10 protein-coding genes are annotated in these 12,751 nt (G+C 74.4%); 8 read left to right on the top strand and 2 right to left on the bottom strand.

All coding sequences use genetic code 11. The annotated features are described in order from the left end of the window. The first annotated feature begins 259 nt into the window (after positions 1 to 259). From IF30_RS0126200 to IF30_RS0126175, 6 genes are all read left to right on the top strand, one after another. Positions 260 to 901 (top strand): class F sortase, encoded by a 642-nt coding sequence (locus IF30_RS0126200; RefSeq protein ID WP_030242959.1) that lies wholly within the window; start codon positions 260 to 262, stop codon positions 899 to 901. After that, positions 898 to 2,220: an alpha/beta hydrolase gene (locus IF30_RS0126195; RefSeq protein WP_051711178.1), complete on the top strand. Its 1,323-nt coding sequence runs from the start codon at positions 898 to 900 to the stop codon at positions 2,218 to 2,220. Before IF30_RS0126200 ends, IF30_RS0126195 begins: the two co-directional genes overlap by 4 nt. Further along, the gene (locus tag IF30_RS48765; RefSeq protein WP_199807926.1) at positions 2,187 to 4,796 is read left to right on the top strand and encodes a bifunctional lysylphosphatidylglycerol flippase/synthetase MprF; all 2,610 of its coding nucleotides are present in this window, start codon (positions 2,187 to 2,189) and stop codon (positions 4,794 to 4,796) included. Before IF30_RS0126195 ends, IF30_RS48765 begins: the two co-directional genes overlap by 34 nt. A gap of 411 nt (positions 4,797 to 5,207) precedes the next feature. Further along, positions 5,208 to 7,040, top strand: a complete 1,833-nt coding sequence (locus tag IF30_RS0126185; RefSeq protein WP_030242953.1) for a DEAD/DEAH box helicase — start codon at positions 5,208 to 5,210, stop codon at positions 7,038 to 7,040. A 371-nt stretch (positions 7,041 to 7,411) separates the two neighbouring features. Further along, positions 7,412 to 8,062 (top strand): IclR family transcriptional regulator, encoded by a 651-nt coding sequence (locus IF30_RS0126180; protein WP_030242952.1) that lies wholly within the window; start codon positions 7,412 to 7,414, stop codon positions 8,060 to 8,062. A 38-nt stretch (positions 8,063 to 8,100) separates the two neighbouring features. After that, positions 8,101 to 8,907: a S16 family serine protease gene (locus tag IF30_RS0126175; protein WP_234322843.1), complete on the top strand. Its 807-nt coding sequence runs from the start codon at positions 8,101 to 8,103 to the stop codon at positions 8,905 to 8,907. A gap of 81 nt (positions 8,908 to 8,988) precedes the next feature. Here the strand turns inward: IF30_RS0126175 and IF30_RS0126170 are convergent, their stop codons facing one another. Then, positions 8,989 to 9,552 (bottom strand): Lrp/AsnC family transcriptional regulator, encoded by a 564-nt coding sequence (locus IF30_RS0126170; RefSeq protein WP_234322842.1) that lies wholly within the window; start codon positions 9,550 to 9,552, stop codon positions 8,989 to 8,991. A gap of 111 nt (positions 9,553 to 9,663) precedes the next feature. After that, positions 9,664 to 10,200, bottom strand: coding sequence for a hypothetical protein (locus tag IF30_RS50325; protein WP_030242948.1), 537 nt, complete (start codon positions 10,198 to 10,200; stop codon positions 9,664 to 9,666). A 177-nt stretch (positions 10,201 to 10,377) separates the two neighbouring features. On the opposite strand from IF30_RS50325, the gene IF30_RS0126160 reads away from it, so the two are divergent. Both IF30_RS0126160 and IF30_RS0126155 read left to right on the top strand, forming a co-directional pair. Further along, positions 10,378 to 11,082 carry a response regulator transcription factor gene (locus tag IF30_RS0126160; RefSeq protein ID WP_030242946.1) on the top strand — a complete coding sequence of 235 codons (705 nt, stop codon included), beginning with the start codon at positions 10,378 to 10,380 and terminating at the stop codon, positions 11,080 to 11,082. Positions 11,083 to 11,099: 17 nt separating this feature from the next. Further along, positions 11,100 to 12,569, top strand: coding sequence for a sensor histidine kinase (locus IF30_RS0126155; RefSeq protein WP_030242945.1), 1,470 nt, complete (start codon positions 11,100 to 11,102; stop codon positions 12,567 to 12,569). Positions 12,570 to 12,751 lie beyond the last annotated feature (182 nt).

The raw sequence follows: 12,751 nt of genomic DNA, 5'->3' as shown, positions 1-12,751 counted from the left end.
CCGAACGTCGCAACCGAACCGAGTCGGGGAACCGTCGGTAGCTCGTGGCGGGCGAGGTCCTGCGGTGGCCGCGCGCGGGGGGCGGTGGTCGCGCTCTGCGATCGGGCGCCCACTGGGCGCAGAGAAGGGGGCGGCAGCCCTGCCGATCGGCGGGTGACGATACGACCATCGTATGGACGTGCCTTACAGTCCGATCCGGTTCAATTGTTTCCCAGGAAACTCCCAGGAAGTGGGATTCCGTCGGCAGAGGGGAGCGCCCGTGGGCGTCCAGCAGAGCAGGAGCCCCTGGCCGGGCACCCTGGCGGCGGGAGCCGCACTGGTGCTCGGTGCCTGGCTGCTGCGCGGCGGATCGCCCGTGCTGCCGCCCTCCCCGGGCGGCAGCCAGGCGCAGGCCGGCATCGCGCCCGTCTCCGTCGTCCCCCCGCTGGGGGCGTCCGCGCCCACCCGGATCCGCATCCCGGCGGTCCGGCTGGACGCCCCGGTGACCGCGCTCGGCCTGGACGCCGACGGGCACCTGCAGGCCCCGCCCGAGGCCGACCGGAACCTGGCGGGCTGGTACCGGGGCGGGGCCAGCCCCGGCCAGCGGGGCACCGCGATCCTCGCGGGGCACGTCGACAACAAGTCCGGTCCGGCCGTCTTCTACCATCTGGGGGCGCTCCGTCGCGGGGACCGGATCGAGATCGCCCGGGCGGACGGCGCCACTGCCGTCTACCAGCTGTACGCCATCGAAGTGCACGACCGAAAGGACTTCCCGGACGACCGGGTCTATCGCCAGGCCGCTGACGCGCAACTGCGGGTGATCACCTGCGGGGGCGCGTACAGCGAGGAACGCGGCTACGACGGCAACGTCGTGGCCTACGGATTCCTGGCCGACACCACCCAGCCGGGCAAAGCAGCATGACCACGCTCACTCTCGCCTCACGCTGGAACCCGATCGACTGGCCGCTCACCGAGGGCCTGATCCCGCACGCCGTGCTCGCGGCCGGCTGGGCGGCGCTGTTCGCGCTCGCCGTCGGCCGCGGCCGGAGCTGGTGGCGGTTCCGCCTGCCCGCCGCGCTGTTCACCGCGGCCGCTCTCAGCCTGCTGCTGGACGTCGTCGTCGACGGCTGGTGGCACCCCTTCCCGGAGGGCACGCCCGAGTACGTCACCTGGTGGATAGCCGTCGCCCTGCTCGGCTTCTGCCTGGCCGGCTACCGGATGCGGCACCTCGCCTGGCGGCGCCGCGGCATCGCGCTCGGCCTGAGCGGGCTGGTGCTGCTGATGGCCGCCTCCGAGGTCAACATCGGCTTCGGCCAGTTCCCGAGCGGGCGGGTGATGCTGGCGCCGTGGCTGACCAAGACCGACGGGCTGGTCCCCAAGGTCGGGCAGACCCTGGCCGCTCCGCCGGACAAGGTCCTCGACGAGGTCTGGCGGCCGCCGGCCGGCCTGCCCGACAAGGGCACCGTCTCGGTGGTGCCGATCCCGGGCACCAAGTCGGGCTTCAAGGCCCGCGACGCGTACGTCTACCTCCCGCCCGCCTACCAGGCCACGCCGCGGCCGCTGCTGCCGGTGGTGGTCATGATCACCGGCCAGCCCGGGGTGCCCGGGGACTGGGTGCTCTCCGCGCAGATCAACGAGGCGCTGGACGACTTCGCCGCCCAGCACGGCGGTCTCGCGCCGATCGTGGTGATGCCCGACCAGCTCGGCTCGACCTGGGCCAACACGCTCTGCCTCGACTCCAAGATCGCCAAGACGCAGACCTACCTGGCGGTGGACGTGCCCAACTGGGTCCACCAGAACCTGCAGACCGCCACCGGCCGGAGGGCCTGGGCGGTCGGCGGTGCCTCGATGGGCGGCACCTGCGCCCTCCAGCTCGGCGTCAACGCGCCCGACGTGTACGGCACCGTCCTGGACATGTCCGGGCAGGAGGAGCCGACCCTGGGCACCCGGGAGCAGACCGTCAAGGCCGCGTTCGACGGGGACGAGAAGAAGTTCGACGCCGTCGACCCGGTGCAGGTGATGGCCCGCAAGAAGTTCCCGGACACCAACGTCGCCATGGTCGTCGGCGAGACCGACGACGAGTTCAGGCCGCAGATGGAGAAGGTCTACCAGGCCGTGCAGGGGGCCGGGATGAAGTCCAAGTTCGAACTGATGCCGGGCGGCCACGGCTGGGTCGTCTTCCGCCCCGGCATCGCCCAGCAGATCCCGTGGCTCGCCCAGCAGACCGGGCTGACCCGGTGACCGGGGCGGGAGCCACCGCCGTCGCCGTCGGCGAGGGCGAGCACCGGACGGCGCGGGTCGTCGCGCAGCGCGCGGCCGAGGGAGGCGCGGACCGCGCCCCCGTCACCCGCACGCCGGAGCCGCGGCCGCAGCGGGTCCGGCGGGCGGCCCGGGCGCTCGGCACCCGGCTGCGCGCGGCGCCGCTGACGCTGGCCCTGCTGGCCGGGCTCTGGCTGCTGGGCGCGGCCACCGGCAGCCTGACCCACGGGCCGTCCGAGCGGCTGCTGGAGCGGGCCGGGGTCGGCCTGCCCACGCTCGCCGAGGGCCACTGGTGGGCGCCGTTCACCTCGGCGCTCTGGTGCTCGGGCCGCGGCTCGTACGTGTTCACCAGCCTGCTGCTGCTCCTGGTCGGCCCGGCCGCCGAGCACCGGCTCGGCCGGCTGCGCACCCTCGCGGTGCTGGTCGGCGGGCAGGTCGCGGGCACCCTGCTGGGCGCCGGGCTGGTCGCGCTCGGCTCCTCGGCCGGCGAGCAGTGGACCGTCTCGGTCGCCGACCAGATCTCGGTCGGCCCCGCCGTCGGCCTGTTCGCGCTGGCCGGGGTGCTCGGGTACCGGCTCACCGTGCTCTGGCGCCGCCGGCTGCACCTGCTGGTACTGCTCGTCCCGCTCGTCATGACGCTGTACGTCGGCCACCTCCAGAGCGTCCAGCGGTGCGCCGCCGCGCTGGCCGGACTCGGCGTGGGCGCGCTGATCAGCCGCGGCCGCCCGTACCTGCGCTCGCACCGCTCCTCGCACTCCGAGACCCGGGTGCTGGTCGCGCTCTGCCTGGTCGCCGCCGCCTTCGGGCCGCTGCTCGCGTCGCTGTACGACACCGCCAGCGGGCCGTTCAACACCTTCTCCGAGCTCTACCTCTCCCACCGGCTCAGCCCGGACGAGGTGGCCGACTTCTGCGCGATGTCCGCGCACGACTGCGCCCGCGCGCACGCCGTCGTCCGGATCTTCGACACCCCCGGCCGGCTGATGGCGACGCTGTTCCCGGCGCTGCTGCTGGTGCTCGCCGAGGGACTGCGCCGGGGGCTGCGGTTCGCCTGGTTGGTGACCGTCGCCACCGAGCTGCTCTGGGGCGCGCTGTTGGGCTGGCTGTACGTGGACGCGGGGCCGGTCAGCCAGGACGTGGTGCAGTACTTCGTCGAGGCGATGCTGCTGCCGCTGCTCACCACCGGGCTGCTGCTGGCCACCCGCAAGCGGTTCCGGCTGCGGCTGTCCGGCCGGTCGGTGCGCCGGCTGGTGGTGGTGCTCGGCGGGGCCGCGCTGGTCTCCTCGGCCGCGTACGTGGGGCTCGGGCGGCTGGTGGCCGGCCAGTTCGAGCCGGGGGCGAGCGTCCGCCGGCTGCTGCACGGCCTGCCGGCGCAGTTCCTGCCCCCCGCGTACAACGACCTGCTGCCGGACTACCCGATCGCGGTCGGCCCGGTGGCACGCCTGCTGGAAACGTACTGCGGGCTGGCGTTCTGGGTGGTGGCGCTGGCCGTGCTGCTGTCGGCCTTCCGCCGGCCGGTGCTGCACACCGACGCGGAGGCCGCCGCCCGGGCCCGGGCGCTGCTGACCGAGCACGGCGGCGGGACGCTGTCGTTCATCACCACCTGGGACGGCAACCACTACTGGTTCGACGAGCAGGGCCGCGCGGCCGTCGCCTACCGGGTGGTGGGCACCGTCGCGCTGACCACCGGCGACCCGTTCGGCGCGCCGCAGGACCGGGCCCGGGCGGTGGCCGGCTTCGCCCGGTACTGCGACGCGCGGGGCTGGACGCCGTGCTTCTACAGCGTCAGCGGCCAGACCAGGGAGGCCGCCGCGCAGCTCGGCTGGCGCTCGGTGCAGGTCGCCGAGGACACCGTGGTCGCGCTGCCCGAGCTGGCCTTCACCGGCCGCAAGTGGCAGGACATCCGCACCGCGCTCAACAAGGCCGGCAAGCAGGGCATCACCGCCGAGTGGTGGGCCTACCACGAGGCGCCGCTCGCCCTGCGGGACCAGATCCGGGCGATCTCCGAGGAGTGGGTCTCCGAGAAGGGCCTGCCCGAGATGGGGTTCACGCTGGGCGGGCTGGAGGAGCTGGACGACCCGGACGTCCGGGTGCTGGTCGCGGTGGACGAGCAGCGGGTGGTGCACGGGCTGACCAGCTGGATGCCGGTGTACGAGGACGGCGTGCCGGTCGGCTGGACGCTGGACTTCATGCGCCGGCGCTCGGACGGCTTCCGCGGCGTCAACGAGTTCCTGATCGCCTCCGCCGCGCTCGGCTTCAAGGAGGAGGGCGCGCGCTTCCTGTCGCTGTCGGGCGCGCCGCTGGCCCGCGCGGGGCAGGGCGAGGAGCCCACCGGGCTGCAGCGGATGCTGGACTGGATGGGCAAGGTGCTGGAGCCGGTGTACGGCTTCCGTTCGCTGCTCGCGTTCAAGTCGAAGTTCCAGCCGGAGTACCGGCCGATGTACATGGCCTACCCCGACCCGGCCGCGCTGCCCGGCATCACCCGGGCGATCGGCAAGGCGTACCTGCCGCACCTCACGGCGGCGCAGGGCGTCCGGCTGATGCGCAAGCTGTCGGGCTGACGCGCGGGCCCGGGCCCCGGGCGGCCCCGGGCCGCCGATCCGCGGCGTTCGGCGGCCCGGGGCGTTCGGCGGCCGGCACGCGGGCTTCGGCCGAGCGGTCGGGCGAGCGCCCGGTCGGCGTCCGGGTGCGGGTGCCCGTCGCACCCGGGCACGACCGGCACCCTCCTGCTGGGAGTCCTGGCGGCCGTGGTGGCCACCGGGTTCCGGGCGGGCCCGGACGTGATCCGCGTCACGGCGGTTTCCGGCCGCCGGGGCCCGGCACGGAGCCTCGCCTGGAGGCCCCGGCGGCGTCGGCCCGGTAGGCTGGGCGGGTTGTCCGATCGCCGCCCGACCGCGGGACGGGGCTGCCAAACCGCCTCTGACCTGCGATGATCCCCCTCGGAGACCGTGAGTACTGCCGCCGCCTCCTCGATGCCGCTGTTCTCCGACGCCTCGGAGCCGCAGGCGCCCGCCCGATCCGTCGGCCAAGCCGCGTCCGCCGGTTCGCACCACCTCTCCCCGGCCTTCCCCGGCCGCGCCCCCTGGGGCACCGCGGGCAAGCTGCGGGCCTGGCAGCAGGGTGCGCTGGACAAGTACATCGAGACCCAGCCGCGGGACTTCCTCGCGGTCGCGACCCCGGGCGCAGGCAAGACCACCTTCGCGCTGACCCTGGCCTCGTACCTGCTGCACAACCACCTGGTGCAGCAGGTGACCGTCGTCGCGCCGACCGAGCACCTGAAGAAGCAGTGGGCCGAGGCGGCCGCGCGGATAGGCATCAAGCTGGACCCGGCGTACTCCTCCGGGCCGCTGTCCCGGGAGTACCACGGCATCGTCGTCACCTACGCGGGCGTCGGGGTCAACCCGATGCTGCACCGCAACCGGACGGAAGCCCGCAAGACCCTCGTGATCATGGACGAGATCCACCACGCCGGTGACTCCAAGTCCTGGGGCGAGGCCTGCTTCGAGGCCTTCGAGCCCGCCGCCCGCCGGCTCGCGCTGACCGGCACGCCGTTCCGGTCGGACACCAACCCGATCCCGTTCGTGCAGTACGAGGCCGGCAGCGACGGCATCCGCAAGTCCGTCGCCGACTACACCTACGGCTACGGGCACGCGCTCGCCGACCACGTCGTCCGCCCCGTGATCTTCCTCAGCTACAGCGGCAACATGCGCTGGCGCACCAAGGCCGGCGACGAGCTGGAGGCCCGGCTCGGCGAGCCGATGACCAAGGACCTGATCGCCCAGGCCTGGCGCACCGCACTGGCCCCCCAGGGCGAGTGGATCCCGGCCGTGCTGCAGGCCGCCGACCGACGGCTGACCGAGGTCCGCAAGGCCATCCCGGACGCCGGCGGGCTGGTGATCGCCACCGACCAGACCGTGGCCCGCGCCTACGCCAAGCTGCTGCGCGAGATCAGCGGCGAGAAGGTCACCCTGGTGCTCTCCGACGAGGCCGAGGCCTCCAAGCGGATCTCCGACTTCGCGGCCGGGACCTCCCGCTGGATGGTCGCCGTCCGCATGGTGTCCGAGGGCGTCGACGTGCCCCGGCTCAGCGTCGGCGTGTACGCCACCTCGATCTCCACCCCGCTGTTCTTCGCCCAGGCCGTCGGCCGCTTCGTGCGCGCCCGCAAACGCGGCGAGACCGCGTCGGTGTTCCTGCCGACCATCCCGATGCTGCTCGGCTTCGCCAACGAGATGGAGGTCCAGCGCGACCACGTCCTCGACCGGCCGAAGAAGGAGGGCGACGGCCTCTTCGACGAGGAGGACCGGCTGCTCGCCGAGGCCGAGCGGGCCAACGACGGGCCGGACGGCGCGGGCGGCGAGGAGTTCTCGTACGAGGCGCTCGGCTCCGACGCGGTCTTCGACCGGGTGCTGTACAACGCCATGGAATTCGGCATGCAGGCCCACCCGGGGAGCGAGGAGGAGGAGGACTACCTCGGCATCCCGGGCCTGCTGGAGCCGGACCAGGTGCAGATGCTGCTGCAGAAGCGCCAGCACCGCCAGATCCAGCGCAGCAAGGCCAAGCCCGCCGACGAGGCGGACCTGCTGGAGATGCCGGCCGAGCAGCGGCCGGTCGTCACCCACCAGGAGCTCCGCGAACTGCGCAAGGAGCTGAACGCGCTGGTGGCCGCCTGGCACCACCGCACCAACCAGCCGCACGGCACCGTCCACAACGAGCTGCGCCGCCAGTGCGGCGGGCCGCTCACCGCGCAGGCCACCGCCAACCAGCTCAAGGCGCGGATCGCCAAGATCCGGGAGTGGGCCAAGTAGCGGTCCGGCGGGCGCCCGCGCGGCCGCCCGCGGGCAGCGGCCCGCGGCCCGATGTGTCCGGACTCCGGACCGGCCGCGGAGCCACGCCCTGATGTGACGGGCGAAATGGTGGCATTCGTCCGGAATCCTCGGTGTCGCGGAAGTCGATCACGCCCGAATTTTGGACAACCACTTCCGCCACGACATTTCCTTCACTACCTTTCCCCCACGCTCTTCCGCCGGGCAACCCCCGCAGGACGGGCTCCGCAGGACCGTGCGGGCGTCAAGGACGACACCGCACCGGCCCGAGCGCGGCCACCCCCCACCTGCGCGCGACACCGACCTCGAACCGGCGTCGCCGCCCGCGAGTGCCGCGGAAAGGATTGCCCGTCGTGACTGCCGAGACCTCACAGACCCTGGACCGCGGCGTTCGGGTCCTCAAGCTCCTCGCCGACTCCGAACGGGGGCTCACCGTCACCGAACTGGCCGCCCGGCTCGCGGTCAACCGCACCGTCGTCTACCGGCTGCTGGCCACCCTGGAGCAGCACGGGCTGGTCCGCCGCGACATCGGCGGCCGGGCCCGCGTCGGCCTCGGCGTGCTGCGGCTCGCCCACCGGGTGCACCCGCTGCTGCGCGAAGCCGCACTGCCCGCCCTGCGCAGCCTCGCCGAGGACCTCGGCGCCACCGCCCACCTGACCCTGGTGGACGGCAACGAGGCGCTGGCCGTCGCGGTCGTCGAACCGAGCTGGACCGACTTCCACGTCGCCTACCGGACCGGCCTGCGGCACCCGCTCACCGAGAGCGCCGCCGGCCGCGCGATCCTGGACGCCCGCATCTTCCCCAGCCAGCGCCGGCCCGAACAGGGCTTCGTCATCACCCGGGCGGAGGAGCAGTCCGGTGCGTGCGGGGCCGCCGCCGCGCTGCTCGGACTGAGCGGCATCGAGGGCAGCGTCGGCGTGGTGATGCTGAACGGGATGGTGCCCGAGCGGGTCGGCCCCCGGGTGGTGGAGGCCGCGACCGAGGTGGCCGACGCCCTGAGGTAGCGCTCGCGAGGGGCGTCGGGTGTGTTTGGATTCCTCCTGTGTCCGACTCCAAGCTGCCCACGGCCCTCACCTCCCCGCGGACCCGCGCGCTCGCGCTGTGCGGGGTGCTGGTCGCCGCGCTGTTCGGCGTGGCCGCCTTCGTCCCGCTGCCGTACACCGTCACCTGGCCGGGCCTGACCGCGGACACCCTGGGCACCTACCAGGACAAGCCGGTGCTCACCATCACCGGGGCGCCGCTGCGCACCACCCAGGGCGAGCTGCGGATGGTCACCATCACGGCGACCAACCCCGATCAGCGCAGCACCTTCCTGCGGTCGATGCGGGCCTGGTTCGACCCGCAGGAGGCCGTCCGCCCCACCGACACCGTGTACCCCGAGGGCAACCCCGCCAAGGCCGAGGAGGTGACGGCCCAGCAGATGGCCGAGTCGCAGGACAGCGCCACCGCGGCCGCGCTGGGCTACCTCCACCTCTCGCCGGACCAGGTGAAGGTCAAGGTCGACCTGGGCGACGTCGGCGGCCCGAGCGCCGGCCAGATGCTGGCTCTCGGCATCGTCGACAAGCTCGCCGGCGACGGCAACGGCGGCGACCTCACCGGCGGGCTCACCATCGCGGGCACCGGCACGATCGACAAGGACGGCACCGTCGGCCCGGTGGGCGGCGTCCCGCTGAAGACGCAGGCGGCCGCCCGGGACGGCGCGACGGTGTTCCTGCTGCCCCGGGACGAGTGCACGGACGCCAAGGTGAACACGCCCAAGACGCTGCGGCTGGTGCCGGTCGGCACCCTCGCCGAGGCGGTCTCGGTGCTGCAGGCGCTCAAGAGCGGCGGCAGCGTCCCCGCCTGTTGACCGTCGCCGCCTGCTGACCGCCTACGCCTGTTGACCGTCTCCGCGTGTTGACGCCCCCGCCTGCGGACCGCCCCGCTCGGCCTACTCGGCGGCGGCCTGGTCCACCAGCGGCAGGATCCGGTACGGCACCGGGTTCTCCAGCACGATCGCGGTGGACGAGCGGACGATCCCGTCGAAGCCCACCACCCGGTCGATCACCCGCTGCAGATCGGCGTTGGAACGGGCCACGATCCGCACCATCATGTCCCCGACCCCGGTGATGGTGTGCAGCTCCAGCACCTCCGGCACGCTCGCCAGGTGCGCCCGCACGTCCGTGCCCTGGCCCTGGGAGATCTCCAGGGTGGCGAACGCCGTCACCGGGTAGCCGATCGCCGCCGGATCCACCTCCGGGCCGAAGCCGCCGATCACGCCCTTGGCCTGGAGCCGGTCCAGGCGGGCCTGCACGGTGCCCCGGGCGACCTGCAGCCGGCGCGAGCACTCCAGCACCCCGATCCGGGGCTCCTCGGCGAGCAGCCGGATCAGCCGGCCGTCCAGGGCGTCGATGGTGTCGTTCGCGCCGGCCGGCGGGGCGGTGGAAGCGCCGTGCGGCGCCGGGGAGCCGGGGGAGCCGGCCGAGGTCGGGCTCGGGGAGTGGGCGGGGGGCATCGCGGCACCGTCCTCCGGTGGGCATTCTGTACAGCGGTGCGGCCGATTCTCCCGCTCCGGGCACAGCTTGACCAGCAGGAAGAAGGGTTCCGCCCCTGCGGGTCGACACGGCTAGCGGACGGCCGTCTCGACGAGCGGGGGGTGGCCGTTCCAGGAGACGAAGACCGAGTTGGCCTGGTCGCCCCGGGTGAAATCGACCCGCATCCACTGGGGGCCGTTCCACACCTGCATCTGCCAGCCCGGGTCCGGCGTGGCGGAGACCAGGGACGCCTGGTCGGCCCGCAGGTCCAGCGCGACCTTGCCGCCCGGGATGGGGTAGCTCTTCACCGTGGACGTCGGGGTGGCGGCGGGCGAGGGCCGGCGGGCGGGCGGCGGGGCGGAAGCGGGGCAGGCCGGGCCGTGCGCGGTCGTCGCGGCGGGGGAGGCCGACGGGGCCGGGGTCTCGCCCGGCACGCCCGAGGGGGACTGCTCGGGGGCGGCGGCCGGGGCGGACGGTGTGCCGTCGCCCCGGGGGGAGGGCAGCGGCAGCGCCGCGGGCTGCTCGAACGCGGCGCCCGTCAGCACCGCGTGCACGCCGAGCCAGGACAGCGCCACCGCCGCCCCGGTGGCCGCCGCCCAGGCGCCGAGCTGTACCAGTCCGTTCCGCATCGTGCGCACATCCTGCCGCATCCCGGCCCCGCCCGAGACCGGCACCCCCGGTGCTCCCCAGGGCAGTTGCCCGTCTCCGGGCAGCACCCCGAGGCTCGGGCCACCGGCCTGCGAGGTACAGACCACTGGCCTTCCAGGTACAGACCACTGCCCGCCGATGGCGTACCGTGCTGGCCCATGGCAACAGTGCTCGTGGTCGAGGACGACCCCTTCGTACGCTCCGCCCTCATCCGCCACCTGACCGACACCGGCCACGCCGTCCGCAGCGTGGGCACCGCGCTCGAAGCGCTGCGGGAGGTCGCCCAGGTCGGCTGCGACCTGGTGATCCTCGACCTGGGCCTGCCCGATCTGGACGGCAGCGAGGCGCTCAAGATGATCCGGGGCCTGACCAATGTGCCGGTGATCGTCGCCACCGCCCGGGACGACGAGGCCGAGATCGTCCGGCTGCTCAACGACGGCGCCGACGACTACCTGGTGAAACCTTTCTCCGGAGAACACCTCAGCGCCCGGATGACCGCCGTGCTGCGCCGGTTCGGCAGCGGCGCAGCGCCCGTCGCCCAGGTACTGAGGGTCGGCGGGCTCGCCATCGACCTCCAGCGGCGCGAAGCCTCCCTGGATGGACGGCCGCTCGACCTGACCCGCCGTGAATTCGACCTGCTGGCCTTCCTCGCCGCCCGGCCCGGCGTCGTCGTGCCGCGCAAGGAGATCCTCGCCGAGGTCTGGCAGCAGACCTACGGCGGCGACCAGACCATCGACGTCCACCTCTCCTGGCTGCGCCGCAAGCTCGGCGAGACCGCCTCCAGCCCCCGCTACCTGCACACCGTCCGGGGCGTCGGCGTCCGGCTGGAGGCCCCCGGGGGCTCCCCGGAGCACCGGACATGAGGAGGTTCGGACACTCGCTGCGCTGGGCCCTGATCAAGGCCGCCGTGGCCGGGACCACCATGGTCGCGCTGGCCTTCCTCATCCCGCTCGGCCTGATGGTCCAGCAGACCGCCCGGGACCGGGCGTTCACCGCCGCCGAGCGGCAGGCGGCCGCGCTCGGGCCCGCCCTGGCGATCACCACCGACCAGGACGCCGTCGACCGGGCCCTGGCCAGCACGGACGCCGGCGGCCAGGGACGGATGGCCGTCCACCTGCCGGCGGCCGGGCAGCCTCCCGCCGTCGGGCAGCCTCCCGCCGTTGGGCAGCCCACCACTGCCGGGCTGTCTCCCGCCGCAGGGACGGACGGCCCCGCCGGCCCGACCCTCGGGGAGGCGCGGGCCACCCCCGGCGACGTGGCCACGGCCGGCGGGCAGGGCCGCTCCTTCACCGTGAAGGTGGCCGGCGGGTACGCCCTCCTCCAGCCCGTCGCGGTGGACACCGGGCGCACCGCCGTGGTCGAGGTGTTCGTGGCCGAGAGCGACCTCACCCGGGGCGTCGCCACCGCCTGGCTGGTGCTCTCCGCCGTCGCGCTCGGCCTGGTCGCCATCTCGGTGCTCGTCGCCGACCGGATGGGCAACCGGATCGTCGCCTCCGCGCGCAGACTCGCCGGCGCCGCCCGCTCGCTCGGCGCCGGAAACCTCGCGGTCCGCGTCCCGGTGGAGGGCAAACAGGTCGACGGCAGCCCGGAGGAACTGCGCGAAGCCGGCCACGCGTTCAACACCATGGCCGACCGGGTGGCCCAACTCCTCGCAGCCGAAAGGGAACTGGCGGCGGACCTGTCCCACCGGCTGCGCACCCCGCTGACCGTGCTGCGGCTCAACGCCGCCTCGCTCGGCGACGGCGACGCGGCCCACGCCACCCGGCACGCGGTCGCCCAACTGGAGCGCGAGGTCGACCAGATCATCCGCGCGGCCCGCCGCGCCCCCGAGGACGCCCCCGCCGTCGCGGTCGGCTGCGACGCCGCCGAGGTGATCCGGGAACGCGTCGCCTTCTGGTCCGCGCTGGCCGAGGACGAAGGCCGCCGCTGGCAGCTGGCCGGCGCCGAACGGGCCGTGCCGGTGCCCGTCCAGCGCGGGGACCTGGCGGCCGCCGTCGACGCCCTGCTCGGCAACGTTTTCCGGCACACCGTCATCGGCACCGCCTTCTCGGTGGACGTGCTGGCCACCGACTCCTCGGTCATCGTGCTGGTCGGCGACGCCGGGCCGGGCTACAGCGACCCGGCCGCCGCCCTCGAACGCGGCCGGGGCCACGGCGGGGAGGGCTCCACCGGCCTCGGCCTGGACATCGTCCGCAAGCTCGCCGAGTCCACCGGCGGGGACCTCGCGCTCGGGCGCTCCGCCGTGCTCGGCGGCGCCGAGACCCGGCTGCGACTGCGCGCCCGCGCGGAGGTGGCGCTGCCCCCGCGTGCCGGTCGGCGGCGCAGCCGGGGAGCGCTCTTCCAGCGGTGACCGGGGACGGCGGGGACGCGGGTGCCTGCCGCCGCGCCTGCCACAGTGGCTGCCGTGGGGCTGACGCGGTGTCTGCCGCGCTTCCCGGGGCAGGGCGGGGCGGCCGGTGGCGGGGGCCGGGGGCCGTCCTGGGGGCGGCCGCCGGGGCTCTTCCTTAACTGCGGCCTAAGGGAGTTCTACCC

The organism is Streptomyces sp. NRRL S-350, assembly GCF_000719705.1.
GTDB lineage: Bacteria > Actinomycetota > Actinomycetes > Streptomycetales > Streptomycetaceae > Kitasatospora.
Note: the sequence above shows the minus strand (reverse complement) of the source record. Positions and strands in the feature narration are given on the sequence as shown.